General features: G+C 72.3%; 21 protein-coding genes. 9 read left to right on the top strand and 12 right to left on the bottom strand.

The window, feature by feature from the left end:
* Window positions 1-2 precede the first annotated feature (2 nt).
* Complete coding sequence (locus Adu01nite_RS40190; protein ID WP_239133074.1) at window positions 3-1,769, bottom strand: LamG domain-containing protein; 1,767 nt, start codon at window positions 1,767-1,769, stop codon at window positions 3-5.
* Window positions 1,770-1,992: 223 nt separating this feature from the next.
* Here Adu01nite_RS40190 and Adu01nite_RS40185 point away from each other — a divergent pair, with 223 nt between their 5' ends.
* Complete coding sequence (locus tag Adu01nite_RS40185) at window positions 1,993-2,436, top strand: hypothetical protein (RefSeq protein WP_239133073.1); 444 nt, start codon at window positions 1,993-1,995, stop codon at window positions 2,434-2,436.
* Here the strand turns inward: Adu01nite_RS40185 and Adu01nite_RS40180 are convergent.
* The 3 genes from Adu01nite_RS40180 to Adu01nite_RS40170 all read right to left on the bottom strand — a co-directional run bounded on the left by Adu01nite_RS40180 (window position 2,403) and on the right by Adu01nite_RS40170 (window position 5,336).
* Window positions 2,403-3,539: an NAD(P)/FAD-dependent oxidoreductase gene (locus Adu01nite_RS40180; RefSeq protein ID WP_203734587.1), complete on the bottom strand. Its 1,137-nt coding sequence runs from the start codon at window positions 3,537-3,539 to the stop codon at window positions 2,403-2,405. The two genes, Adu01nite_RS40185 and Adu01nite_RS40180, sit on opposite strands and share 34 nt — an antisense overlap.
* A gap of 83 nt (window positions 3,540-3,622) precedes the next feature.
* Complete coding sequence (locus tag Adu01nite_RS40175) at window positions 3,623-4,567, bottom strand: RNA polymerase sigma-70 factor (RefSeq protein ID WP_203734586.1); 945 nt, start codon at window positions 4,565-4,567, stop codon at window positions 3,623-3,625.
* Window positions 4,568-4,571: 4 nt separating this feature from the next.
* A complete protein-coding gene (locus Adu01nite_RS40170; RefSeq protein ID WP_203734585.1) occupies window positions 4,572-5,336 on the bottom strand; it encodes a class I SAM-dependent methyltransferase in 765 nt (254 codons plus the stop codon).
* Between the two features lie 30 nt (window positions 5,337-5,366).
* Between Adu01nite_RS40170 and Adu01nite_RS40165 the strand changes: the two genes are divergently transcribed.
* Entirely contained in the window at window positions 5,367-6,362 is a 996-nt protein-coding gene (locus Adu01nite_RS40165; protein ID WP_203734584.1) for a hypothetical protein, read from the top strand.
* Between the two features lie 1,070 nt (window positions 6,363-7,432).
* Here the strand turns inward: Adu01nite_RS40165 and Adu01nite_RS40160 are convergent.
* Window positions 7,433-8,845, bottom strand: a complete 1,413-nt coding sequence (locus tag Adu01nite_RS40160) for a DHA2 family efflux MFS transporter permease subunit (RefSeq protein ID WP_203734583.1) — start codon at window positions 8,843-8,845, stop codon at window positions 7,433-7,435.
* 78 nt (window positions 8,846-8,923) lie between these two features.
* Between Adu01nite_RS40160 and Adu01nite_RS40155 the strand changes: the two genes are divergently transcribed.
* Window positions 8,924-9,472, top strand: coding sequence for a TetR/AcrR family transcriptional regulator (locus Adu01nite_RS40155; protein WP_203734582.1), 549 nt, complete (start codon window positions 8,924-8,926; stop codon window positions 9,470-9,472).
* Here the strand turns inward: Adu01nite_RS40155 and folP are convergent.
* Together folP and Adu01nite_RS40145 are read right to left on the bottom strand one after the other, a co-directional pair.
* Window positions 9,469-10,266, bottom strand: coding sequence for a dihydropteroate synthase (gene folP / locus Adu01nite_RS40150; protein ID WP_203734607.1), 798 nt, complete (start codon window positions 10,264-10,266; stop codon window positions 9,469-9,471). The two genes, Adu01nite_RS40155 and folP, sit on opposite strands and share 4 nt — an antisense overlap.
* A 159-nt stretch (window positions 10,267-10,425) precedes the next feature.
* Window positions 10,426-10,899 carry a MarR family transcriptional regulator gene (locus Adu01nite_RS40145; RefSeq protein ID WP_203734581.1) on the bottom strand — a complete coding sequence of 158 codons (474 nt, stop codon included), beginning with the start codon at window positions 10,897-10,899 and terminating at the stop codon, window positions 10,426-10,428.
* Between the two features lie 66 nt (window positions 10,900-10,965).
* Here Adu01nite_RS40145 and Adu01nite_RS40140 point away from each other — a divergent pair, with 66 nt between their 5' ends.
* The gene (locus Adu01nite_RS40140; RefSeq protein WP_203734580.1) at window positions 10,966-11,631 is read left to right on the top strand and encodes an NAD(P)-dependent oxidoreductase; all 666 of its coding nucleotides are present in this window, start codon (window positions 10,966-10,968) and stop codon (window positions 11,629-11,631) included.
* Here Adu01nite_RS40140 and Adu01nite_RS40135 read toward each other — a convergent pair.
* The gene (locus Adu01nite_RS40135; RefSeq protein ID WP_203734579.1) at window positions 11,625-12,248 is read right to left on the bottom strand and encodes a CG0192-related protein; all 624 of its coding nucleotides are present in this window, start codon (window positions 12,246-12,248) and stop codon (window positions 11,625-11,627) included. The genes Adu01nite_RS40140 and Adu01nite_RS40135 overlap by 7 nt on opposite strands.
* A gap of 155 nt (window positions 12,249-12,403) precedes the next feature.
* On the opposite strand from Adu01nite_RS40135, the gene Adu01nite_RS40130 reads away from it, so the two are divergent.
* A complete protein-coding gene (locus Adu01nite_RS40130) occupies window positions 12,404-14,128 on the top strand; it encodes a putative bifunctional diguanylate cyclase/phosphodiesterase (RefSeq protein ID WP_239133071.1) in 1,725 nt (574 codons plus the stop codon).
* Here Adu01nite_RS40130 and Adu01nite_RS40125 read toward each other — a convergent pair.
* The gene (locus tag Adu01nite_RS40125; protein ID WP_203734578.1) at window positions 14,027-14,425 is read right to left on the bottom strand and encodes a TetR/AcrR family transcriptional regulator; all 399 of its coding nucleotides are present in this window, start codon (window positions 14,423-14,425) and stop codon (window positions 14,027-14,029) included. The two genes, Adu01nite_RS40130 and Adu01nite_RS40125, sit on opposite strands and share 102 nt — an antisense overlap.
* On the opposite strand from Adu01nite_RS40125, the gene Adu01nite_RS40120 reads away from it, so the two are divergent.
* From Adu01nite_RS40120 to Adu01nite_RS40105, 4 genes are all read left to right on the top strand, one after another.
* Window positions 14,369-15,514 carry a thiolase family protein gene (locus tag Adu01nite_RS40120; RefSeq protein ID WP_203734605.1) on the top strand — a complete coding sequence of 382 codons (1,146 nt, stop codon included), beginning with the start codon at window positions 14,369-14,371 and terminating at the stop codon, window positions 15,512-15,514. The genes Adu01nite_RS40125 and Adu01nite_RS40120 overlap by 57 nt on opposite strands.
* A 15-nt stretch (window positions 15,515-15,529) precedes the next feature.
* Window positions 15,530-17,569 carry a S9 family peptidase gene (locus Adu01nite_RS40115; RefSeq protein WP_203734577.1) on the top strand — a complete coding sequence of 680 codons (2,040 nt, stop codon included), beginning with the start codon at window positions 15,530-15,532 and terminating at the stop codon, window positions 17,567-17,569.
* A gap of 67 nt (window positions 17,570-17,636) precedes the next feature.
* Window positions 17,637-18,092, top strand: coding sequence for a glycosyltransferase family 28 protein (locus Adu01nite_RS40110; RefSeq protein WP_203734576.1), 456 nt, complete (start codon window positions 17,637-17,639; stop codon window positions 18,090-18,092).
* The gene (locus tag Adu01nite_RS40105) at window positions 18,092-18,586 is read left to right on the top strand and encodes a hypothetical protein (protein WP_203734575.1); all 495 of its coding nucleotides are present in this window, start codon (window positions 18,092-18,094) and stop codon (window positions 18,584-18,586) included. Before Adu01nite_RS40110 ends, Adu01nite_RS40105 begins: the two co-directional genes overlap by 1 nt.
* On the opposite strand, the gene cydC is transcribed toward Adu01nite_RS40105, so the two are convergent.
* The 3 genes from cydC to Adu01nite_RS40090 are packed head-to-tail and all read right to left on the bottom strand — an operon-like array spanning window position 18,473 to window position 24,622.
* A complete protein-coding gene (gene cydC, locus Adu01nite_RS40100; RefSeq protein ID WP_203734574.1) occupies window positions 18,473-22,267 on the bottom strand; it encodes a thiol reductant ABC exporter subunit CydC in 3,795 nt (1,264 codons plus the stop codon). The two genes, Adu01nite_RS40105 and cydC, sit on opposite strands and share 114 nt — an antisense overlap.
* Window positions 22,267-23,244 carry a cytochrome d ubiquinol oxidase subunit II gene (gene cydB, locus Adu01nite_RS40095; protein ID WP_203734573.1) on the bottom strand — a complete coding sequence of 326 codons (978 nt, stop codon included), beginning with the start codon at window positions 23,242-23,244 and terminating at the stop codon, window positions 22,267-22,269. Before cydB ends, cydC begins: the two co-directional genes overlap by 1 nt.
* A 16-nt stretch (window positions 23,245-23,260) precedes the next feature.
* Entirely contained in the window at window positions 23,261-24,622 is a 1,362-nt protein-coding gene (locus Adu01nite_RS40090; protein WP_203734572.1) for a cytochrome ubiquinol oxidase subunit I, read from the bottom strand.
* Between the last annotated feature and the right edge of the window lie 47 nt (window positions 24,623-24,669).

The following is a 24,669-nucleotide window of genomic DNA, read 5'->3' as shown; positions in this document are numbered from 1 at the left end:
AATCAGCCGATGTGGATCCAGACGTCGTCGAGGCTGCCGTGGAACTGGTCGTTGTCCGCGCCCACGCCCTTGCCGCCCACGCTGAACGGCAGGTTCGACATCACCGCCAGGTCGATCGGCACCGCCACGCTCGTCTTCACCTGATCGTCGACCACGACCGACAGCGTCGGCCCGGTGCGCCGGCATTCGAGCGCGTGCCACTTCCCGTCGGCGATCGATTCGCGGCTCCGGGCGATGTGCACGATCTTCTCGTCCTTGCCGCCCATCCCGCAGCTCGGCTTGCCGGACACCCCGTCGACCTGCAGCTTGTACTGCCCGCCGCCGGTCGAGTAGCCCTTCTGCATGATGTTCTCGCCGCTCGCGGTCTCGGCCGCGGCCAGCAGAACGGTCGCGCCGTAGCGCAACGGCCGGCTCCCCGGGTTGAGGTCGGCGGTGTCGGCGGCCTGCAGCACGAACCGCGGGCAGGTGGCCCCGGTGCACTTGGGCGGGAAGGTCAGCGCCTGCCCGGTGCCGTGCGCCGCCAGGGTCACCTTGCCGCCGTTGCGGGTCACCGCCCGCAGCAGGTGCTTGTGCCCGGAGCCGTCGTCGAACGTCCCGTCCGCGATGGTGGTGTCGAAGTTGTAGGACGCCACGTAGTCGTTGGCGGGCAGCACCGCCCCCTCGGTCGGGTGCGCCCCGCCGAACGACACGTACCGCTTGCGGGCCGCCCCGCTGACCAGGGTGAAGTCACCGACCGCGCTGATCGAGCCGAGCGCCGCGCTGGTGGCCAGCTGCCGGGTGCCGGCGACCCCGTTGGCCTGCGGCGACCATTCGAGCAGGTTGCCCTGCGCGTCGATCGCGGCGAGCTTGCCCCGGGGCACCGAGCCGTCGGTGCAGACGCCCTTGATCCCGTTGTTCGAGGTGGTGCAGGCCTTGTCGAAGTGCCCGCCCACGTAGGTGACGCCGTCGAGGGTGGCGATCGCCTGCGCGTCCCCGTCGAAGACCCGGGTCCAGCGGATCTCCCCGGTCCGGGTGTAGGCGACCGCCCGGCCGCCCTGGCCGCCGAGGGCGGCATAGACGCCGGCCGGATCGGCGGCGAGCGCGAAGACCTGCGACACCGGCTTGGCGACCAGGGTCTTGTCGAGTACGCCGGTGACCGGGTCGACCGCGGACAGCCGCAGCGAGCTCACCCCGTTGGTCTTGTGGAACCGCCCGCCGAGGTAGACACGACCGGTCGTGTAGGCGAGCGCGTTCACCGTGTCGTCGGTCGTCGGCGCCCACGCGTCGAGGGCGCCGGTGGTCAGGCTGAACGCGGCCAGGTTCGTCCGCGGCGTCCCGTCCACCGCGGTGATCCGGCCCGCGACGTAGAGCCGGCCGGACCCGACGACCAGCGCGCTGGGCTGCCCGAGGACGGTGTGCTTCAGCGCGGTGAGCTGACCGGTGGTCGCCCCGAGCCCGGCGACCGCGTCCCGGTTGGTCCCGTTGACCGTGTCGAAGTCGCCGGCCGCGTAGACGACGTCGCCGTCCACCGCGATGGCGCGCACATTGGCGTCGGCGGCCGGGCTCCAGTCGAGCAGGGCACCGGTGCGGGCGTTGAAGGCCGCGAGCCTGGTCCGCGTCACGTTCTTGCCACCGGCGTTGGCACTGGTGAAGTTGCCGCCGACGTAGACGGTGTCGCCGCGATAGGCGACCGCGTAGACCGGACCGTTGAACGACGGCGACGCGACCGGGTCGGAGGAGACCACCCCGGCCAGGGCGGCCCCACCGACCGCGGTGAGGACCGTGGCCACACCGGTGATCAGAACGCGTCGGACGGCTGATTTACCGCTTTTTCGCATGTTGGGCACATTGTGCGCTAACGCCGTTCTGTCGCCGGGGGATGCGTCGCCGAACGGGTGGCAAATCGGGCCGATCGGAGTAATCCCCCATGTTCCGATCGCCAGGGGTCAATGTCCCTACCGGCGGGTATCTATGCTTGTCCGCACGCGTACGCGAGCTAGAGGGAGAAACGCTGTGCCGCATCGTCGCCTCGCTGTCCTGCCCCTCGCCTTGATCGCGACGGCGGGCCTGACCGCCGGCTGCGCGATCGAGCTGAAGCCCGAGTCCCTCCCCGTCCCGTTCAGCGTCGCGCCGACCCCGTCGGCCTCGGCCGGCGTCCCGGCCTATGTCTGCACCGCCGCCTACAAGATCCTCACCGACGGCGCGGTCCGGCTGGCCGGTTACCTGAGCAGCTCGTCCGACTCGGCGAAGGACGGCATGCGCGACACCTTCACCGAGATGGCCGCCAAGCTCGACGCCGAGGCGGTCCGCACCCCCGACGCCGACCTGAAGCAGGCCCTGTCGGCGGTGTCCGCGGACCTGAACACCGCCGCCAAGGGCGCCGACCCGAAGTCCTACGTGAACGGTGGTTTCGTCACCGTCGGTCAGAAGCTCGACGGGGCCTGCGCCGACGCCTGAGCGGCGGCCGGGGTCAGTCGCCGGCGGCGGGCCGGCAGCAGGACCGTCGGGTGGGCGATGCTCCAGGCCGCGCCGGCGCAGATCAGCTCCTTGATCCGGGCGGCCGGGCCGCCGGTGATCGCGGACGGCTTGGCCCGGTCGTCGCGGGTCACCGGCTGGATGATGCCGTCGTGCCGGCCAAGGCTGATGCACTGCGTGTAGTAGGGGATCGGGCTCTCCGGCACCTTCCGGCCGGTCAGCCGGGCGGCCAGGGCGTCGGCGGCCTGCCACGCCATCGGGATGCCGGACCCGCAGGCCATCCGCAGCGGCTTGCCGTTGACGCCGATCGCGAAACCGGCGTCGCCCACCGCGTACACGTCGGGGTGCGAGACCGAGCGCATGGTGCCGTCCACCTCGATCTGGCCGGTGGCGGTGACCTGCAGGGTGGTCGCGGCGGCGATCGGGTGGACGGCGAAGCCGCCGGTCCGGACGGTGACGTCGGCCCGGATCTCGCCGTCGCCGGTGATGTCGGTGTCGTCGTGGACGGTGATGTTCAGGCGGGCGAGGGCGCCGCGCAGGTGCTGCTGGGCCTTCTCGCTCAGCCAGTCGCCGAGGGCGCCCCGGGTGGCGATCGACACCCGCAGGTCCGGCCGGCTCTCGGCGATCTCGGTGACGGTCTCGATGCCGGTCAGCCCGCCGCCCACGACCAGGACGGTCCCGCCGGCGGGCAGCTCACCCAGCCGGTCCCGCAGGCGCAGGGCGGCGGGCCGGCTCGCGACGTGGTGGCCGTCCTCCGGTCCGGCGGCGGTGCTGCCCAGGGCGTAGACGAGGGTGTCGTAGGAAAGCTCGCCGTCGCTCAGCTGGACCGTCCTGCGGTCGGGATCGAGGCCGGTCACCCGGGCCTCGCGGACGGTGACGCCGGTGCCCGCGTAGACCTCGGACAGCGGGCGGGGCCGCAGGGTCTGGCCGGTGGCGAGCTGGTGCAGGCGGACCCGCTCGACGAAGTCGGGTTCGGCGTTGACCAGGGTGATCTCGACGTCGTGCGGGTGCAGGCGACGGGCCAGGCGGCCGGCGGCGTGGGCGCCGGTGTAGCCGGCGCCCAGGACGACGATGCGGTGCTTCATGGGTCACTCCTGTCGGGTGAGGTGCGCTCGGTCCTTGAACCGGACGGCGGCGCGATTCCTGACAGGCGCGGCTATGACCTGGGTCACCAGTCCCGGGCGAGTGGCTCGCCGCGCTCTTCCGCGGCCCAGCTTTCGTTGAAGCGGGCCAGCTTCTCCGGGTTGGCCTGGATCAGCAGGCCGGCGATGTGGTCGCCGTCGACCTCGAGGGAGATGACGCTGACGATCCGGTCGTCGACGGCGACCAGCAGCGCCGGGCCGCCGTTGACCTCGGCGGCGTGCATGGCGTAGCTGTCGCCGGTGATGAAGCGCCCGAAGACCTCCGGCTTCACGAACTTGCGCAGCAGGCGGGCGATGCCGAGCGCCCCGATCAGCGGGGTGGTGCGGGCCGGGACGTGGCCGCCGCCGTCGGCGATGCTGACCGCGTCGTCGGTGAGCAGCTTCAGCAGCGGCTCGACGTCGCCGCTGAGCGTCGCGGCCAGGAACTCCTCGACGATCTTCCGGGCCGCGGCCGCGTCGGCCCGGACATGGGCCCGGTCCGTGGCGACGTGCTGCTTGGCCCGGTGGTAGACCTGCTGGCAGTTCGCCTCGCTGAGGTCGAGCAGCACCGCGATCTCGGCGTGCGAGTAGCCGAACGCCTCGCGCAGCACGTACACCGCGCGCTCGTTGGGGGAGAGCCGCTCCATCAGGGTGAGCACGGCGATCGACACCGACTCGCGCTGCTCGGCCGTCTCGGCCGGCCCGAGCATCCGGTCACCGGCCAGCACCGGCTCCGGCAGCCACTGCCCGACGTACGTCTCGCGCCGGGCCCGCGCCGAGGTGAGCTGGTTGAGGCAGACGTTGGTGAGGGCCTTGGTCAGCCACGCCTCGGGCACCTCGATGTGCTCGCGCCGGGCCGCCTGCCAGCGCAGGAAGGTGTCCTGCACGGCATCCTCGGCGTCGCCCGCCGAGCCCAGCAGGCGGTATGCGATCGCCTCCAGGCGAGGCCGGAACCGCTCGAAGAGATCGATCTCGCGCGAACTGACCGCCACGCCGTCACTGTAACGCGGCGGTCACCACCATCCGGTGATGCTCCGCGGTCAGCCCTTTTCCGTCCTCGCCGAAGCCGCCGACCGCACCGAAGCCCGCCTCGCCGAACCAGTCGCGCAGCTCGGGAAAACCGAAGAGCCGCTTCAAAAAGACCAATGTGCGGGTACGCCCATCGCGGATGACCGTGCGCTCGACCTCGAAGCGCCCGGTCAGCGGGTCGAGGTGGTGCCGGTCGACGAGCATGTCCCCGTTGTCGAGGGCCGCGGTGACCCGGGACGGCGTGTACGACGCCAGGAACTTCACCAGATTGTCGAGATCCATCGCGATCCGCCCGCCCGGCCGCAGCACCCGCGCCATCTCCCGCAGCACCGCCCGGTTGGTGTCGTCGTCGAAGTAGCCGAACGCGGTGTTCCAGTTGACCACCCGATCGAACCGGTCCGTCCAGTCCGGAAGCGCCCGCATGTCCCCGAGGACGTAGTCGATGTCGGCCGCCCCGTCTCTTCCGGCCCGATCGAGGAACACCGCCGACGAGTCGAGCCCGGTGACCCGGCACCCGCGCGCGGCAAGGGCGCGGGCCATGACACCGTGCCCGCAGCCCACATCGAGCACGCTCATCCCGGGCTCCAGCCCGAGCAGCCCCCAGACGAGCCCGGCGGCATCGGAGTGCGCCGTGCCGACCAGCGGCCCGTGCGTCGGCGCGGCACCTTTCGCAAAGAAGTGCAGATAGTCGTCCTCGTACATGGCCGCCGCGTCGAAGAGATCCGCCGTCATGAACTCCACCGTAGGCCTAGGGTCGGTCGCATGCGCTTCGTGTGTCGCTGGCGGGACGAGACGCCGTTCAGCAAACGGGTCGTCACCCTGCCCGACGCGACCGTGCTCGATTGGTTCCGCCGCGGCTGGGACTTCGACGATCCGGAGGGCTGGGTCGAGAGCGAGCTGGGCGGCGACGTGTACGGCCTCGATTCGATCTTCGAGGAGGCCCGCGAGCAGAGCCTGTCGCCGCCGGACACCGTCGACGAGCTGCGCGAGTTGCTCCACGAACACCTGTGGGTCGAGGGCGAGCCGGAGGACTGCATCCGGCTCGGCGAGCACGCCCTGCGGGTGCGCACCGACGACGACGAGGTGGACCTGGCCTACTACTTCATCGACGACGAGGCCGTCGCCGCCTCGCCCGACCGGCTCGCCTACCTGCTGCACGACTCCTGGCCGCTGCCGGCCGGTGCGGCACCGGCCGGGGCGGAGTTCGACCCCGGCGTGCCGGTCCGTATCGCGCCTCCGGCCGGGCCGGATCGGGTCTATTCGGTCCGGCTGTCCTGGCCGCATCACGAAACCGGGACCAACCTGGACCTGGCCGGGGCCATGGTCTTCCCCGGTCTGCTGCCGGAGCTCGCCGGGTATCTGCGCGGTGTTGACGACCACAGGGTCGCCGACGCGCGACTCCTGCGCGCCCTGGTCGAACCTCCGAGCGGGCCGCCGTCGCGAACGCATGCCGCAACGAGTGCGGCGACAACCGGTCCGCCGCCGGAATCCCCGCCCGGCGACGCGAATGCGGAGTCGGCGCTCCGGCGATACGCCGGGCTGGCCGGCTACGACCCCTCGCCGGCCGACCTGGGCAAGGACAACCCCAGGTCGCTGATCAGCGCCGATCCGCACATCGTCCAGGTCGCCCGGCACATCGACGACTTCTTCGGGTACGACCAGTGGTTCCTGTTCGACACCCGCTGGGCGGCCGCCCACCCGGATCTGGCCCGCTCGCTGCTGCGCTATGCGGCGCACTGGGATCCGTTCCAGCTCTGAGCGCCGGTTTCGCACGCCTGCAATGCGCACCCTTCCGCATAGTGGTCGCCGGTCGCGTAACTGTTCAGCTGGTTGCTGCGCCGGGTTGATGCCGTCTGTCAGCCGATGCCGTCTGTCAGCCGATGCCGTCTGTCAGGCGATATGTCGACGGGCCGGATGTGCTGGATCGCAGGGCGTCTTTCGGGAAGCCGCATTCGCGATGTTTCATGAGGATGGTGGCGATGGTGATCGCGTGCCGAAGTGAGGCAGGCTTCCTGGCCCGATTTCCTTGATTGCGGCCTGTGCACGCGGGTCAGGATTTTCGATTTTCTTGATGTCGGGGCCTTGGGCGTGCGAGGAGAGCCCGTTTCCCTGGATGTCGGCCGCTGGCTGCCGGGGCGAGACCCCAATTTCCGCGAAGTCGGTAGCTCCGGCTCCGGCCGATCTTTGAGCAACCGCCTGACCTGCGCGACGTTCGGCCGAAGCCATGCGAACAGTGACGGGTCGCGGGCATCGTCCAGCCTCGTGGACTGGCGCCTGCATGATGGGATTCCTTCCACATCGTGACCAGGGTCGGCGCCCGATAGACCGGCATGCCGCATATATCCGGCGTCGACGGCCCGGTTCGGCTAGATCTTGTGGACTTGCCGTCCGGACCGAACAGCAAGTCTTCAAGGTCGGTAGCTGGTTACGGAAAGGCGCGGCGCGCAGCGTAGGCCCGGGCTGGCGGGCGCGGGCGCAGAGTGCGCGGGCACGAGCGGCCCGGGTGCGGGCGGCGGCAGCAACCGTGGGTGGGCACGGACGGGCATAGCGTCCCAGCTGGGCCTGCCGCCCAGCCTTGGCGGTGGCAGTGACGGCGGGTGGGCAGGGGCGGGGATGGCGTCGCAGCTGGACCTGTCGCCCAGCCTTGGCGGTGGCAGTGACGGCGGGTGGGCAGGGTGGCGGGCATGGCGTCCCAGCTGTATCCGTCGCTCAGCGTGGGTGGCGGCAGTGACTGCGCTGATGGGCGAAGCCGGCGGAACATCCTTCACGTGCGGCAGCGACGCAGCCGGGTGGTGGCTGCGTCGCTGTTTTCCTCCGGTGGTGGGGTGTCAGGCCGGGCGGCGGGGGAGCCACAGGGCGGCCACGGCGCCGGCGGCGACGATGGCGGCTCCGACGAAGACGGCCGGGCGCAGGCCGTCGACGAAGGTCTGGTGGGTGGTGTAGCCGCCGTAGGAGCTGAAGACCGAGGCCAGGACGGCCACGCCGGCCGCGACGCCCAGTTCGCGGATGGTGTTGTTGGCGCCCGATGCCACGCCGCGCTGCTGTTCGGTGACGCTGGCCAGGGCCATCGTGCTGATCGGGGCGAAGGTCAGGCCCATCCCGACGCCGGCCATCGCGAACGCGATCACCAGGTCGGAGTAGCTGACGGTGGCGGTGGTGGCCAGGCCCATCCAGAGGATCGCGCCGGCCAGCAGGACCTGGCCCGCGAAGATCAGGTTTCGCTGGCCTAGGCGGTCGCCGAAGATGCCGGCCAGCGGGGCCACGATCATCGGGGCCATCGTCCACGGCAGGGTGCGCAGGCCCGAGTCGAGCGGGCTCAGGCCCTGCACCACCTGGAAGAACTGGGCCAGCAGGAACACCGCGCCGAAGGTGCCGGCCGAGAAGGTCAGGGTGACGATGTTGACCAGGCTGAAGCCGCGGGTGCGGAACAGGCTGAGCGGCAGCATCGGGGTGGTGTTGCGGGCCTGCCAGAGCAGGAACGACGTCATCAGGACCGCGCCGGTGATCAGCATGCCGAGGACCCGGGCCGAGGTCCAGCCGTGGTCGGGGCCGTCGACGATGCCCCAGATCAGCAGCAGCATGCCGCCGGCCGACAGGAGCAGGCCGAGCGGGTCGAGCCGGCGGGCGCCGCCGCGGGACTCGTCGAGCACGGTGACGGCCAGGATGACGGCGACGACGCCGACCGGGACGTTCAGCCAGAAGATCCAGTGCCAGTCGAGGCCTTCGACGACCGCGCCGCCGACCACCGGGCCGACCGCGACGCCGAGGCCGCTGATGCCGCCCCACGCGCCGACCGCCGCGGTGCGCAAGCGGTCGGGGACGGCCTGGGCGAGCAGGGTCAGTGCAAGGGGGGCGACGGCGGCGCCGCCCAGGCCCTGGATCGCCCGGGCCAGGGTCAGCTGCCAGCTCTCGGTGGCCAGGCCGGCGGCCGCCGACGCCAGGGTGAAGACGGTGATGCCGGCCAGGAACATCCGGCGGCGGCCGATCCGGTCACCCAGCGCCGCGGCGGTCAGCAGGAACGCGGCGAACGGCAGCGTGTAGGCGTTGACGAACCACTGCAGGTCGGTGAGGGAGGCGCCCAGGTCCTCCTTGATCACCGGCAGCGCCGTGCTCACCACGAGGTTGTCGAGGGTGACCATGAAGGTCGGGATGCCCACGGCGGCGAGGACCGCCGCCAGCGGGCGAGGCTTGCGCTGAGCGGGAGGCGTTGCGGCCTTCGGGTGTACGGCGGTGGTGGACATCGGGTGCTCCCCAAGAAAGTTGTTATCGACTGATAACTACGAGATCCACGTTAGTTATCGACTGATAACCTGTCAACCATGACCCGCACCCGTCTCACCGCGGAGGAACGGCACGAGCAGCTCGTGACCGCCGCCGTCACCGCGTTCAGCCTCGGCGGTTACGCCGGCACCACCACCGACCAGGTCGCTCGCCTGGCCGGTGTCTCCCAGCCGTACGTGATCCGGATCTTCCGCACCAAGCAGGAGCTGTTCCTCGCGGCGGTCAATCATGCCGGCGACCGGATCGAGGCGAAGTTCCGGGAGGCGGCCGCGGTCGAGCCGACCCTGGCCTCGCTCGGCGACGCCTACGACCAGCTGCTGGCCGAGCGGGAGCTGATCGTGCTGCTGCTGCACGGGTTCACCGCCGCGGCCGACCCGGCGATCGGCGACCCGGTGCGGGCCTGTTTCGGGCGGCTCTACGAGACCGTGCGCGAGGTGACCGGGGTCAGTTCAACCGAGGCGCGCGAGTTCTTCTCGGTCGGCATGCTGCTCACCTGCCTGGGCGCGATGCACGTGATCGGCCCCGACCCGGTCCCGCAGCAGCCCTGGATGACCGACCTGATGGCCACCTGGGCGCACAAAGGCTAGATGTTGTGCCTGGTGTAGACGGGTTCGCGCCAGCCGAGCATGGCCTCGGTCATCCGGACGGCGTCCACCGATGCGGCCACGTCGTGCACCCGGACGATGCGGGCGCCGCGCATGATGCAGAAGACCACCGCGGCCAGGGTGCCGGACAGGCGGTCCTGCTGGGCGGCGTCCAGGGTCTCGCCGATGAAGTCCTTGTTGCTCACCGCGGCCAGCAGCGGATAGCCGATCGCGGCGATCTCGTCGAGGCGGCGGGTGACATCGAGGGTGTGGTGGGTGTTCTTGTTCAGGTCGTGGCCGGGATCGATGATGATCTGGTCGGCGCGCACGCCCCGGGACAGCGCCAGCTCGACCCGCTGCCGCAGGAACGCGCCGACCTCGGCGGTCACGTCCTGATACTGCGGGCTCGGCCACGGGGTGCGCGGGGCGGCCAGGCTGTGCGTGATCACCAGCTGGGCGTCGGTGCCGGCCACCGCGTCGGCCATCGCCGGGTCGCGCAGGCCGGAGGTGTCGTTGATGACGCCGGCGCCGGCCGCGATCACCGCGCGGGCCACCTCGGGGCGGAACGTGTCGACCGAGACCACCGCCAGGTCGCGGGCCGCGGTCACCACCGGTAGCACCCGGTCGATCTCCTCGGCCGCGCTCACCTCGGGGCCGGGGGCGAACGGGACGCCGCCGATGTCGATCCAGTCGGCACCCTCGGCGGACGCCTGCGCGACCCGCTCCAGGGCCCGGTCGAGGGCGAACGTGCTGCCCCGGTCGTGGAACGAGTCGGGTGTCCGGTTCACGATCGCCATCACCGCGACCTGGCGGGCGAAATCGAATTTGCGGCCGCCGATGATCCGTGTTCCGTCGTTCTCGTCGCTCACGATCGCGAGGTTAACAGCCTGTACATGAGCAGCTGGGAGCTGCCGCGCTGCGGTTGTGGAAGTTGCCACGCGTACATCAAGAAGGTCTTAAAGCTCTTGGGTTGCCTTCAGGCCGGCCTCGGCCGCGCGGTGCAGGAAGTCGGTGATCACCGCGAGTTGCTCCGGGGTGTAGGCGTCGCAGATGTCGTCCATCGCGGCGTTCGCGCTCGCGTAGAGCGCGACCACCTCGGCGCCGCGCTCGCGCCGCACGCTGAGCACGGTGGCCCGGCGATCGGCCGGATCGCGGTCGCGGGCCACCCAGCCGGCCTTCTCCAGGCGATCCAGGACGCCGGTCATCGTCGCCGGGTGCACGCCGGCCAGCTTGGCGAGCGCGCCCGGGCCGATCGGGCCGTGCATGTTGAGCAGGTTGAGGCAGTCGTAGTCGATGTCGCGCAGCCCCAACTTGCCGCTGACCTGGTGGTTCAGCGACGCCAGCCGCACGGTGGTCTCGCGCAGCGCCTGCTTGACGCCGTTGGTGAGCCGGCGGCGGTGACGCGCCTCCGAAGATGATACGGAACTCATATAGTTTGAACCCCAAAGGAGATGTTATGGTTTCCATACTAACTGGATGACCTGGGGAGGATGGCCATGCGGCTCACCATTGTCGCCGCCACCGGCGGAATCGGACGGGAACTACTTCGGCAGGCCCTCGCGGCGGGGCACGACGTGACCGCGGTGGCGCGCAGCCCCGAGAAGATCACCGAATCGGTGCGCTCGGTCCACGCCGACCTGGCCCATCCCGACGTCGACGCGCTGACCGAGGCGGTCAAAGGCTCGGACGCCATCCTGTCCGGGCTCGGCGCGCGCACCACCGGCGAGGCCGGCGTCGCCTGGCGGGGGACCGCCGCGCTGGTCGAGGCGGCCCGGCGTGGCGGCGTGCGGCGGCTGATCGTGGTGAGCGCGGCGCCGATCGGCACGGTGCCGTCGCCGGAGCGGCCGGACCCGCCGCGCTACGACCCGGGCGACGGCTTCTTCATGCGGCACCTCGGTGCGCCGTTCACCCGGCGGGCGTTCCGCGAGCACTACGCCGACCTGGCCCGGATGGAGGACGTGGTGCGGGCGAGCGGTCTCGACTGGACGATCAGCCGCCCGCCGAAGCTGACCGACCGGCCGCTGCGCGGGCGGTACCGGACGGCGGTCGACCGCAACGTGCGCGGTGGCTTCTCCATCTCCCGGGCCGACGTGGCCCACCAGATGCTCGCCTGCCTCGATCAGCCGGAAACGGTGGGCCACACGATCGGGGTCGCTCAGTAGATCTCGGCCAGCACCGTCGGGGTGGAATCCTGCTCCCAGGTGCCGGCCAGGTACAGCGGGCCGGCCGGCGGTTCGTCGCTCAGCACGCGGCGCACCTCGACCCGGATGTTCTCGGTGACGACCACCGCCGGATCGCCCTCCTCGACCCGGACCGCCGTCCCGGCCGGCTCCGACGACAGTGCCCAGCCGCTGCCGCGCACCCGCATCGTCGGGTCGCGGCGCTGCGGGCCGTCGTCGGTCTCGAAGATCTCCTCGGCCTCGTGCCCGCCGGTCCGGATCGTGGACGTCAGGGTGGCCAGGTAGACCGGGTCGGCGACCGCGTCGTAGACCCAGCGGGTGCCGAGCACCGAATGCTCGGTGGTGCCGATCAGGCGCTGCTCGGCGTCGTCGAGGGCGGCCGCGCGGTAGGTGAGCGGCACGTGCACGATCGGCCCGCCCTCCGCCCGGACCAGGAACATCTCCACCCCGACCTCGCCGTCCGGGTCGTCGAATCGGCAGGCGCCCACCCGTTGAAGGTCCTTCAGATCGTCCCCGGGGTACCAGTGGCGGCCGGGAAGCCAGGCGGAAAGCAACTCGAGTTTGGTCGGAGTGAGGGTGGCCCGGTGGATAGTCGCCATGGGCGGACTCTAGGCGATCGTCCCGATACGTGCTGCTGCGACCCGGTGGTGTTAACGCCCACATTGCCTGGTCGCCGCGGGCCGCCGACCAGCGCGGAGATGAATTCTTCGTTCCGTGTTGGAGATCGTTTCCGAACCTGACGTAGGGTTTCCGCGTGTCCGACGCGCCTGTGCTCGGTGACCTCGCCACCCCGGTGACGGTCATCGACGCCGACACGGGCGTCGGTGAGATCGAGGCGTTGATCCGGGCCGACCCCGAGTCCCTCGGCCTGGTCGCCGACGACCAGGGCATCCTCCATGTGCTCGACCGGGCCTACCTGGAGTCGGTTCTCGCCGGGCGGCTCGGCTACGGCCGGGCATTGCTGTTCCGCCGGCCCGCCCGCTACCTGCTGCGCCGCCCGGCCCTGGTCCTGCCGGCCGCCACCGCCTGGGTCGACGCCGCCCGCGCCGTGCTGGAACGCCCCAACTCGGCCAAGGCCAACCCGGTCGTGGTCCGGTTCGACGACGGCCGGCTCGGCATCGCCCCGGTCGGCCCGCTCGTCGAACACCTGAGCCGCCGCTACGAGACCCTCGCCCAGCAGGACATCCTCACCGGCCTCGGCAACCGGCGCCGGCTCACCGAGGTGGCCGGCGCGCTCCTGGCCGGCACCGGCCGCCAGCTCGCCCTGCTGCTGCTCGACCTCGACCGGTTCAAGGAGATCAACGACGAGCTCGGCCACACCCGCGGCGACGAGCTGCTGCGGCAGGTGGCGGCGGTGCTGGCCGCCGAGCCCGGCTTCGACAGCGTGTTCCGGCTCGGCGGTGACGAGTTCGTGCTGCTGGCCGACGACTCCGAACACCTCGAGGAGACCGGGCGCAGCCTGCTGCACGCCATCCAGGGCCCGTTCACCGTGGCCGGCGTCCCGATCACCGTCGAGGCGTCGATCGGCATCGCCCGCACCACGACCGGCCGCCGTGACCTCGGCGACCTGCTGGCCGGCGCGGACACCGCGATGTACGCGGCCAAGCAGCACCGCACCGCGGTCGAGCTGTGGCGCCCCGAGCTGGCCGCCTCCACCGACCTGCGCCTGCAGGCCGAGCTGCGCACCGCCATCGACCAGGGGCAGCTGGTGCTGCACTACCAGCCGCTGGTGGACGCCCGCACCGGCGCGGTGGTCTCCCTGGAGGCCCTGGTCCGCTGGGACCACCCCCGGCACGGCCTGCTCGGCCCGGCCGCGTTCCTGCCCGGCGCGGAACGCTCCGAGGTCATCCAGGCCCTGACCGACCGGGTCCTCACCGACGCCGTCGCCCAGGCCGCCCGCTGGCACCGGGCCGGTTGGCCGGTCCCGGTCGCGGTCAACCTGCCGGCCCCGGTGCTGGCCCAGGACCGCATCGTCGACGTCATCGCCGGCCTGCTCGACGAGCATCGGCTGCCGGCCTGGGCGCTGATCGTGGAGATCACCGAGAGCGCCGTGATGACCCGCCCGGACCGCAGCGCCGACCACCTGCGCAAGATCCGCGAGCTGGGCGTGCGGGTCGCGATGGACGACTTCGGCACCGGCTACACCTCGCTTGCTCTGCTCACCCAGCTGCCGCTGGACGAGCTGAAGCTGGACCAGGCGTTCGTGCACGGCATCCACCACGCCCGGGAACGGGCCATCGTGGAGGCGGTCGCCGCGATGGCCAAGGGCCTGCACCTGACCCTGGTCGCCGAGGGCGTGGAGGACCAGGAGACGGCCGACATCCTGACCGCCGCCGGCTTCGACGTCCTGCAGGGTTACCACTTCGGCCGGCCTGTCTCACCCGACCAGCTCGCGGGCCCAGTCGACGGCCACCTCGGGGTCGGTGCCGGTGGCGGCGTAGAGAGCGTCGATCAACAGCCACAGGCGGTCGGCCAGTAGTGGTGGTCGGCCCAGCTCGGTGACCAGGGCGTCGATCTCCTGGCGGGTGTCGTGCAGGTAGGCGCGGGCTATCCGGGCGGGCTCGTCGTCGGTGGCCGGGAACTCGGTCAGGTAGTTGCGGAAGGCGCAGCCCCGGTAGTCGCCGCGCCGGGTCCAGGCGGCCACCTCGGACACCAGGGCGGTCAAGCGGTCGGCGGGTGAGCCTGTCACCGCGGCGGACCTCTCCCGCTCGGTGCGGACCTGCGTCAGGTACGCCGCGGTCAGCGCTGCCTTGCTCGGGAAGTGGCGGTAGAGCACGCGCACGTGCTGCGCGCGCTCGCCGAGCGCAACCATCTCGATCCGGCCGAGATCGACGACGTCATCGGCGGGGTCGTCGGGCAGGTGGGGGAGCAGAGCACCAACGCCACCCGGCTCGCCGTTCTCGCGGCCGGCTTTCCCGAGTCGGTGCCGGGCGTCACCGTCGACCGGCAGTGCGGCAGCAGCCAGCAGGCGCTCAGCTTCGCCGCCCAGGGGGTGATCGCCGGCTCCTACGACATCGCGATTGCGTCCGGTGCCGAGTCGATGTCACGGGTGCCGATCGGCAGCTCCGCCTACGTCGACGGGGAGCGAGCGGACGTCGGCGGGCCGGGCGTCGCGCAGCGTTACCCGGGCGGGCTCATTCCGCAGGGGATCAGCGCCGAGTTGATCGCCCGGAGGTGGGGATTCAGCCGCGCCCGGCTCGACGAGTTCGCGGCGGTCAGCCACCAGCGGGCCGCCGACGCGTGGAAGCACGGGCACTTCGACACGCAGATCACGCAGGTAACTGATCTTGCCACCGACGAGACGGTCCGGCCGGGCACCACCGTCGAGATCCTCGCCGGGCTCAAGCCGGCCTTCGCCGACCCGCGCTGGATGCAACGCTTCGGGGAGATCGACTGGAAGGTCACCGCCGGTAACTCCAGCCCGGTCAACGACGGCGCCGCGGGCCTGCTCGTCACCACCGGTGAGATCGCCCGCCGGCACGGATGGCGACCGCGGGCCCGCATCCACACCGTCACGGTCACCGGCGACGACCCGATCATGATGCTGACCGGGATCATCCCGGCCACCGCCAAGGTGCTCGCCCGGGCCGGCCTCGGCCTCGGTGACATCGACGCGTTCGAGGTCAACGAGGCGTTCGCGTCGGTCGTGCTGGCCTGGCAGGCGGAGACCGGCGCCGACCCGGCCAAGGTCAACGTGGACGGCGGCGCCATCGCCATCGGGCATCCGCTCGGGGCCAGCGGCACCCGGCTCGCCACCACGCTGCTGGGAGTTCTGGAACGCACCGGCGGCCGTTATGGACTACAGACCATGTGCGAGGCGGGTGGCACGGCGAACGCTTCGATCATCGAACGCTTGGACCTTTAGAACATAGTGGCGGGTATGTCGCCGACATACCCGCAACTTCTCGCCCGCACCCACGGCTTCCGGCTCGGCCGCCCGCAGCGGATCAGCCTCACCCCGGACGGGCGGCGGGTGCTCTTCCTGCGCTCGCGCGGCGGCGAGGATCCGGTGCGCCGGCTCTGGCAACTCGACCTGGAGACCGGGGCGGAACGCCTGCTCGCCGACCCGCTCGCGGCGGGCGCGGCGGAAACCGCGCCGACGGCGCAAGAACAGGTCCGTCGGGAGCGGGCCCGCGACAAGGGTTCCGGCATCGTCGATTACAGCTTCGATCTTGATGTACGGGTTGTCGCGTACACGGTGGCGCAAGAATTGCATCGTGTCGATCCGTGGACCGGCGAGGGCGCCCGGATTCCGGCGCGTACGCCGCTGACCGACGCCGTGCTCAGCCCGGACGGCACCGCCGTCGCCTACGTGCACGCCGGTGCGCTGCGACTGATCGGGGCCGACGGTACCGGCGACCGGGCCCTGGCCGAACCGGAGTCGCCGGACGTCACCTACGGCCTGGCCGAGCACGTGGCCGCCGAGTCGATGGACCGCAGCCGCGGCCACTGGTGGTCACCGGACTCCGATCGGCTCGCCGTGTGCCGGGTCGACAACGCGCCGGTCGGCACCTGGTACCTGAGCGACCCGACCCACCCGGAGACCCCGCCGGTCGCCCATCGCTACCCGGCCGCCGGCACCGCGAACGCCGTGGTCAGCCTGCACATTCTCGACCGGGACGGCGGCCGGGTCGACGTCGACCTCGGCTGGGTCGGCTACGAATACCTGGTCGCCGTCGGCTGGGACGCACACGGCCTCCTCGCCGTGCTGCAGAACCGCCCGCAGACCGTGATGCGCACCGTCGCCGTCGACCCCGGCACCGGCCAGGTGCGGACCGTCGCCGAGAGCCGGGACGCCGCCTGGACCCAGATCGTCCCGGGCGTGCCGGCCCGCACCGCCTCCGGTGCCCTGATCGGCACCGCCGACCTGGGCGACACCCGCCACCTGACCGTCGACGGCGAGCCGGTCACCCCGGCCGGGTTGCAGGTCGCCGAGGTGCACGGCTGCGACGGCGACACCGTCCTGTTCGGGGCGTCCGAGGAACCGGCCGAACGACACCTGTGGACCTGGAACCCGGACGACGGCGTCGAGCGGGTGACGACCGTGCCCGGGCGGCACGCCGGCATCCGGGCGGCCGGCACCACCGTGGTCAACTCGGCGACCCCGGACGGGCACGCGGTCACCGTCGCCGGGCGTACGGTCAAGGATCTGTCGGCCGCGTCCCCGACCGTACCCACGGTGTCGCTCCGGAAATCCGGGGAGCGTGCGTTGCGGACGGCCGTGCTGTTTCCGGCCGGCTGGCAGGGTGAGCGGCTTCCGGTGCTGATGGATCCCTATGGTGGCCCGGCCGCGCAGCGGGCGGTGGCCGACCGCGACGCCTACTACGTGTCGCAGTGGTTCGCCGACCAGGGGTTCGCCGTGATCGTCGCGGACGGACGAGGGACCCCGGGCCGAGGACCGCGGTGGGAACGGGCCATCCGCGGCGACCGGTCCACCCTGCTGCTGGAGGACCAGGTCGACGCGCTGCACGCGGTCGCCGCCGAGCACGACGAACTGGACCTGACCCGGGTCGGGATCCGCGGGTGGTCGGCCGGCGGCTACCTGGCGGCGCTGGCCGTGCTGCGCCGCCCCGACGTGTTCCACGCGGCGGTCGCGGGCGCGCCGGTCACCGATCATCTGCTCTACGACACGCACTGGCAGGAGCGTTTCCTCGGCGATCCGCGTCGGGACCCGGATGCCTACCGGAAGTCGTCGCTGATCGACGACGCGGCCGGCCTCGAACGGCCGCTGATGCTGATCCACGGGCTGCGCGACGACAACGTCTATCCGGTGCACACGATGCGGCTGTCCGCGGCCCTGCTCGCCGCCGGCCGGCCGCACACCGTGCTGCCGCTGCCCGGCGCCGGCCACATGGGGCCGGACGTGGATCTGCTCACGCCGCAGCTGCGGTTCCTCCGCCAGTCACTGAACATCAACTGAACGGCGTCGCCGCCTCCGCTCCACAGTGGATCCACAGGTTCGGCGGCGGGGGCTAGCGTCGGCCGGTATGAGCGGGGGGCTACGGGTGGTGATCGTGTCCGGCGGCGGTGGGGTGCTGCTGGACACGCTCGCGTTGCGCCCCTGGTGGCAGCAGCATGACACGTCGTGGGTGGCGGTGCGCGGCGCCGACACCGAGATCGCCCTGGCCGGCCTGCCGGTGACCTGGCAACCCGACCCGACCGCGTGGCCGCACCTGTTCGCCGCGGCCTGGCGGGCGTTCCGGCTGCTCGGCCACTCCCGCCCCGACGTCGTGGTGTCGGCCGGGCGGCGGCTCACCGTCCCGTTCTTCGTGGCCGCGCGGCTGCGCCGGGTGCCGACGGTGTGGCTGGAGACGCTCACCCAGACCGGCAGGCCGTGCGGAACCGCCCGGGTCAACGCCCGGCTCGCCCGGGTCGTCCTCGTGCAGCGGCCGGAGCGGGTCGCGGCCCACCGGGATGCGGTGCTGGTGGGCGAGCTGTACTGATGGCGGGCATCCTGGTCACCGTCGGCATGGGTTCGTGGGCCTTCGACCGGCTGATCCGCGCGGTCGAGCCGCTGTGCGCCTACCACGACGTGTTCGTCCAGACCGGCGCGTCGCCGGTGGTGCCGCCGTGCCCGCACGCCCGCTGGGTGCCGCTCGACGAGATGCGCCGCCGGTTGTCCGACGCCGACATCGTGATCACCCACGCCGGCAGCACGGTCCGCCTCGTGCAACGCCTGGGCGGGGTGCCGATCGTGGTGGCGCGGCGGCGGTCGCTGGCCGAGACCGGTTCGGACCGCCAGGAGCAGTTCCTGCACGCCGAGGAGCGGATCGGCCGGGTGCAGGCGGTCTGGGACGTGGACCAGCTGGCCGCGGCGGTGGCCTCACACGCCGTGGTGGCCGCCGACATGCTCGAGTCCCGCCCGCTGCCACCGGCCGTCTCCGACGAGGACCTGATCGCGACGGTCGACCGGGTGACCCGCCGGCTGCTGGGCTGATGCGGTCAGGTCGACGATCCGGTCCACCCGGTCGAGGCCCGCACGGCGGTGGGTGAGCAGGAGGACGGTACGGCCGGTGGCCGCGCCCAGCAGGTCCGCCATCAACGCCTCGGCCAGCTCTTCGTCCAGGCCCTCGGTGGGCTCGTCGAGGATCAGGATCTCCGGGTCGGCGAGCAGCGCGCGGGCGGTGGCCAGCCGTCGGGCCTGCCCGCCGGACATGGTGGTGCCGCCGGTGCCGAGCCAGGTGCCGAGGCCGTCCGGCAGGCCGTCGAGCCAGCCGCCCAGCCTGACCCGGTCGAGGACCGCACGCAGCTCGGCGTCGGTGGCGTCCGGGCGGGCCAGACGCAGGTTCTCCCGGACGGTCGAGGCGAAGATGTGGCCGGTGTCGTCGCCGACGAGCACGATCCGGCCGCGCGTCGCCTCCTCGGGGAAGGTGCGCAGGTCCCGGCCGTCTCCGGCGGTGATGGTCCCGGCCCGCGGGTCGAGCAGGCGGGCCAGCACCGCGCCGAGCGTGGACTTCCCCGAGCCGGAGCGGCCGGTCACCGCAACGTGCGCACCGGTCGGGAGGTCAAGGTCGAAGCCGCGCAGGACCGGTTCCCGGGTCGGATCCCAGCCGGCCGAAAGTCCTCGGACGGACAGATCGCCGATCGCTGGTCCCTCCTCCCGGGCTGGGTCTCGGCCGGTCGTGAGGCCGGGGGCGGCCGCGTTGGCGGTCGCGGGTACCTCGTCCTTGGCCGGGTCCCGGGCGGTCGTTTCGCCGGTTGGCAGTACCTCGTCGGATCGGGGCGGGAAAGTGGCGGGAGTGGGGGTGGCGCTCAGGGCGGCCAGGCGGGTGGCGGCTGCGGCGTCGCGGCGGCGGGCGATGGCGGCGTCGGGCAGGGTCAGGATGGTTTCGCCCAGTGCTACGACGGCCAGCAGGAGGACGGCTGCCCACTCCGGGGAGAGTGCGGCCCGGCTCAGCGACCACGCGGTGCCGGCCACGGCGATACCCCAGCCCAGGTGGGCGGTGGCGGTGGCCAGGCCGGTCGAGCGGGCGGCCCGGGACTCCAGGACGGCCAGGGTGCGACTGCGGTCCTCGGGCACGCGGCTGCCGGTCGGTAGTTCCTCCAGGCCGTCGACGGTTTCCACCATCGCGTCGTGCAGGCGGGTGCGGGCCGTGGCAGTGGCGGTCTCCTCGCGGGTGGTCTGCCGGGCGGCCAGAGCGGGGGCCAGCACGGCCGCTATCGCCAGGCCGACGATCAACGGGAGGGCCAGGGCCGGGGCGATGGCGACGGCGGCCGGCAGTGCTACGACCAGGGTTGCAGCAGCACTCCATGCCGGTAGCCGGCCGCGGAGCAGACCGTCGACCCGGGCGTCCACGTCGGCGGCCGCCCGGTCGAGCAGGTCGCCGCGGCGGCGCAGGTTCGGGCCCGGGGTGCGAGGGACCAGGGTCGCGTAGACGCGGGACCGCCGGGTGCCGAGGCGGGCGAAGGCGATGTCGTGCGAGACCAGGCGTTCGAGGTAGCGCAGCAGCGGGCGGGCGACGGCACTGCCGCGCACCAGCACGACGGCGGCCGAGAGCGTCAGGACCGGCGGGAGGGTGGCGGCCCGCACCAGGAGCCAGGCGGCGGCACCGGTCAGCACCAGCCCGGCGAGCGAGGAGCCACTGCCGAGGGCGACCGCCACCGGCCACGGGAAAGAGCGACGCGCTGCCGAGCCGATGGAATGCGGCTGCCGTGCGGCGCCGGCGGTTCCGAGATCGGCTCCGGCTTGCGGGTCGGGTCCGGCTTGCGAGGAAGGCCCGGCTTGCGAGGAAGGCCCGGCTTGCGAGACGGGTTGGGCCGACGAAGGGAGCGCGGGCGGCTCCGCCGGGTCGTCGGGCGAGGTCCGGAGCGCAGGCGCCGGTTTTGCCGGCGCTGGGGCGGTGAGCAGGATGATGCGGTCGGCGGCGGCCATCAAGGCCGGCCGGTGGGCGGCCACGAGGACGGCGCAGCCGGCGTCGGCGGCGGCCCGGAGCTGGGCGAGAACCTGCTGCTCGAACTCCGGGTCGAGGTGGGCGGTGGGCTCGTCCACCAGCAGCGTCGCCGGGGAGTCGGCGGCGCGGTGCAGCAGGGCGGCCAGGGCCAGACGGTGCCGTTGACCGGCGGAGACGCCGGAGCCGTGCTCGCCCAGCGGAGTATCCGGGGTGAGATCCGCCGCCAGCCCGACCATGGCCAGCGCGGCAGCAGCGGCGCCGGCGGGGAAGAGGTCGGCGACCGTCCGGGCGTGCGGGAGGGTGGGCCGCTGCGGGAGGTAGAGCGTCTCCCCGGCGGTGACCGTGCCGGTCATGGCCGGGTGCAGACCGGCGATCACCCGCAGGGCGGTCGTCTTCCCGGCCCCGGACGGTCCGGTCAGCGCGACGATCTCGCCGGCCGCGACGGTGAGGGCCGGGAGCTGGACGGCGTCGGAGGCCGAACCGGGATAGCGGGCGCGAAGCCCGGACACGGCGACCCCGACTGGCCACGGCATGGCGGCCCGCTCGCTGCCGAACATGTCGGCGGTCAACCGGATAGGGACCCCGGCGGCAGGTCGGCCGGTCGCCGCAAACTCAGTTGGGGTCGGGCCGGCCTGTGCGCGCAGCGCGTCGGCAGTGGTGGTGCCTCGCGGCCGGGTGGCGGTCGCGGGGGCGCTGGTCAGGATCTCGTCCACGTCGGTGATGACGGCGGTGGCGTCGGTGGCTGCGTGGTAGCGGGCGGCCATCTCGCGCAGCGGGCGGTAGGCCTCGGGGGCCAGCAGGATCACCAGCAGCGCCGGGGCCAGGTCGAGGTGGCCGGCCGCCACCCGGAGGCCGGCCTCGACCGCGATCAGGCCGACCGACAGGGTGCCGACCAGGTCCAGGGCGGTGGACGACAGGAACGCCACCCGCAGGACCCGCAGGGTGGCGGTGCGGTGCCGGTCGGTCAGGGTGGCGATGGTGGCGGTCTGGCGGTCGGCCCGGCCGAAGATGCGCAGTGTGGGCAGGCCGCGGACCACGTCGAGGAAGTGCCCGGCCAGGCGGGCGTCGGCCTGCCACCGCGCGCGGGCCCGGGCCTCGGTCGCCCAGCCGATCAGGGCGCCCAGCACCGGGATCAGTGGCAGCGTGACCAGCGCGATCAGGGCCGACGCCGGGTCCACGACGGCCATCACGACGATGACCAGCGGCGGCAGGAGCACCCCGAGCACGACCGACGGCAGGTAACCACTGCACCACGGGCGGAGGGACTCCAGTCCGGTGGTGAGCACGGCGGTCAACCGGCCGGCGCCGAAGGCCGCCACCCAGGCCGGCCCGCGCTGCGGCAGGGCGCGCAGCAGGCTGCGGCGCAGCTCGTCGGTCACCTTCGCCGCGGTGTGCACGGCCACCACCTGCTCGGCCCAGGCGAGGGCGGCGCGCACCGCGTACGCCCCGGCCAAAAGCGCGACCGCCCACCCACGCTGTGCCGCGATGATGAGGGTGAGCGCCACGGCGATGGCGATGGTCGCCGCCGCCTGCCCGGCACCGAGCAACGCCAGCGCGGCAACACCACCCCGGCTGCTGCGGGCATGGCTGAGCAGCCGCGGGTCGATCGGCCCGCGCCCGGCCCGCCGGCCGCCCGATCGCTGGGCCCGGCCGCGGGACCTGAGGCCGTGGGACCTGAGGCCGCCGGACGTGGTGGGCGTCGGCAGCGGGAGCTGGGCCTTGGTCATCAGGGGACCCGTTCGCTGGCTACCCGGCGGCGGAAGACCACGTAGGAATAGGCCTGGTAGACGAGGACCCCGGGCAGGATGATCACGCCGAACTGGGTCAGCAGGGTCAACGTTGAGGGGGTTGCGGCGGCTGCGCTCATCGTCAGCGACCACGAATCGTTCAAGGTGCTGTGCAGAACCACGTTTCCGTGGGCGGTCAGCACCGCTACCACCGTGCCGGCCACCGCTGCCGCCGTCGTGGTGAAGGCCAGCGCCTCCCGGCCGTGCCGGGCCAGCAGGCCCGCGGCCAGGCACAGCGCCGCGGCCGCCAGGACCAGGCGGGACGACACGCCGATGCCGGTGACGACCAGGACGGCGGCGCCGCCGGTGCCCAGAAGGCGGGCCAGGTCGCGGGCCCGGCGGCGGACCGGCCCGCTGGTGCGCAGAGCAAGGAAGGTGGCGCCGAGCAGCACCGCGGCGAACAGCGCGGCCACCGCGCCCACGGCCGCCGCGGGGGTCAGCACCGGGCCGAGGCTGCGACCGAGGCCGCTGCCGCGGACCGCGGCATCGGGGCCGAGCGCCAGCCCCTGCACGAAGACGGCCAGCAACGCGCCCCAGAGCAGCACGATCGCGGTCGAGCTGGCGGCCAGGAACAGGTCGCAGCGCCGCCGCCAGCGTTCCCCGTCGCCCTTGCCGCGGAATTCGAGGGCCACCCCGCGCACGGCGAGCAGGAGCAGCAGCACCGCCATCGGCAGGTAGAGGCCGGAGAGCAGGGCGCTGTACCAGGCCGGGAAGGCGGCAAAGGTCACGCCGATCGCGGCGACCAGCCACACCTCGTTGCCGTCCCAGAACGGCCCGATCGTGCGGACGATCGCGCCCCGCTCATGGTCGGAGCGGCCCAGCAGCGGCTGCAGGAGCCCGACCCCGAAGTCGAAGCCCTCCAGGACGAAGAAGAGCACCCAGGCGAGTACGACGATCCAGAACCAAAAGGTGATCACGGCGATGTGGGTCCCCTCAGTAGACGGGCGCGGGTTCGGGGGCTTCGGCGGCCACCGGAGCAGGGCGCAGCGGCTGGCGGGCGATCTGGCGGATCACCTTGAACCACACGACGGCGAGCACGCCGTAGATCACCGCGAAGCCGATGAGCGAGGCGAGAACCTCAGGAGCGGTCAGGCCGGGGGAGATGCCGTCGGCGACCTTCGAGATGCCGAAGGCGATCCACGGCTGGCGCGCGGTCTCGGTGAAGATCCAGCCGAGCGTGTTGGCTGCCGCCGGCAGCAGGGGGATCAACGGCAACCAGCGGAGCAGCCAGGCGGGAGCGTCGCGCTTCTTGCGGGTACGCCACAGGTAGTACGCGGCAATCACCGCGGCCAGCATCCCGGCGCCGATCATCAACCGGAACGACCAGAAGGCGACCGGGATCATCGGCACGTACGAGCCGGGGCCGTACTGGGCGGTGTACTGGGCCTGCAGGTCGTCGAGGCCCTGCACGGTGGCGGTCGGGCTGCCCTTGGCCAGGATCGACAGCAGCCATGGGATGTCCAGCGAGAAGTCCGGCAGCGGCTTGCCGGTGGTGAAGATCGAGAACGGCGCGCCGCTGGTCGTCTCGTACAGGGCTTCGGCGGCGGCCATCTTCATCGGCTGCACCTGGGTGATCACCTTGCCGAGGTGGTCGCCGGTCAGCGCGGTGAAGGCACCGCCGGCCACCATCAGCCAGGCGCCCAGCCGGGCCAGGATCCGGTGGGCCGGTTCGGCCGCCATCCGCCACGCCGCGATCGCGAGCAGCAGCGCGCCGCCGACCATCGCGGCGCCGGCCAGGGTGTGCGGGAACGCCGCCAGGTTCACCTTGTTGAGCAGCAGCTCGGTGAAGGACGTGAGCCGGGCGCGGCCGGTCGCCGGATCCAGGGCGTACGCAACAGGGTTCTGCATGAAGCTGTTGGCGGCCAAAATGATGAAGGCGGACAGCACCGTGCCCAGCGAGACGACGACGATCGTCGCGGCGTGCAGAAGAGCCGGCAGGCGGTCCCAGCCGAAATACCAGAGCGCCAGGAACGTCGCCTCCAGGAAGAACGCGAGCATCCCCTCGATGGCGAGGGTCGGGCCGAACACGTCGCCGTAGAACTTCGCGAACGCGCTCCAGCCCATCCCGAACTGGAATTCCTGCACGAGCCCGGTGACCACGCCGACCGCGAACGTGACGATCAGCAGCTTGCCGACGAACTTCGTCAGATCAAGAATCTCCGAGCGGCGGGTACGCAACCAGGTGATCTCCAGTCCGGCGGCGACCGCGGCCAGGCAGATGGACAGCGGTACGAAGAAGTAGTGGTAGATCGTGACGACCGCGAACTGCAGCCGGGTCAGGTCCAGCACGTCCATGAGGCCCCCTCTACGACGTTTCGTAGTAGATACTACGACGCGTAGTA

This window comes from Paractinoplanes durhamensis (assembly GCF_016862175.1).
Lineage (GTDB): Bacteria > Actinomycetota > Actinomycetes > Mycobacteriales > Micromonosporaceae > Actinoplanes > Actinoplanes durhamensis.
This window is presented reverse-complemented; position numbering and strand designations above follow the sequence as displayed.

Coding starts and splice junctions, on each gene's coding strand:
- Adu01nite_RS40140 (WP_203734580.1), top strand. CDS start 10,966: ATGCGGCTCACCATTGTCGCCGCCACCGGCGGAATCGGACGGGAACTA.
- Adu01nite_RS40090 (WP_203734572.1), bottom strand. CDS start 24,622: ATGGACGTGCTGGACCTGACCCGGCTGCAGTTCGCGGTCGTCACGATC.
- folP (WP_203734607.1), bottom strand. CDS start 10,266: ATGGCGATCGTGAACCGGACACCCGACTCGTTCCACGACCGGGGCAGC.
- Adu01nite_RS40105 (WP_203734575.1), top strand. CDS start 18,092: ATGGCGGGCATCCTGGTCACCGTCGGCATGGGTTCGTGGGCCTTCGAC.
- Adu01nite_RS40165 (WP_203734584.1), top strand. CDS start 5,367: ATGCGCTTCGTGTGTCGCTGGCGGGACGAGACGCCGTTCAGCAAACGG.
- Adu01nite_RS40160 (WP_203734583.1), bottom strand. CDS start 8,845: ATGTCCACCACCGCCGTACACCCGAAGGCCGCAACGCCTCCCGCTCAG.
- Adu01nite_RS40135 (WP_203734579.1), bottom strand. CDS start 12,248: ATGGCGACTATCCACCGGGCCACCCTCACTCCGACCAAACTCGAGTTG.
- Adu01nite_RS40110 (WP_203734576.1), top strand. CDS start 17,637: ATGAGCGGGGGGCTACGGGTGGTGATCGTGTCCGGCGGCGGTGGGGTG.
- Adu01nite_RS40155 (WP_203734582.1), top strand. CDS start 8,924: ATGACCCGCACCCGTCTCACCGCGGAGGAACGGCACGAGCAGCTCGTG.
- cydC (WP_203734574.1), bottom strand. CDS start 22,267: ATGACCAAGGCCCAGCTCCCGCTGCCGACGCCCACCACGTCCGGCGGC.
- Adu01nite_RS40170 (WP_203734585.1), bottom strand. CDS start 5,336: ATGACGGCGGATCTCTTCGACGCGGCGGCCATGTACGAGGACGACTAT.
- Adu01nite_RS40115 (WP_203734577.1), top strand. CDS start 15,530: ATGTCGCCGACATACCCGCAACTTCTCGCCCGCACCCACGGCTTCCGG.
- Adu01nite_RS40145 (WP_203734581.1), bottom strand. CDS start 10,899: ATGAGTTCCGTATCATCTTCGGAGGCGCGTCACCGCCGCCGGCTCACC.
- Adu01nite_RS40180 (WP_203734587.1), bottom strand. CDS start 3,539: ATGAAGCACCGCATCGTCGTCCTGGGCGCCGGCTACACCGGCGCCCAC.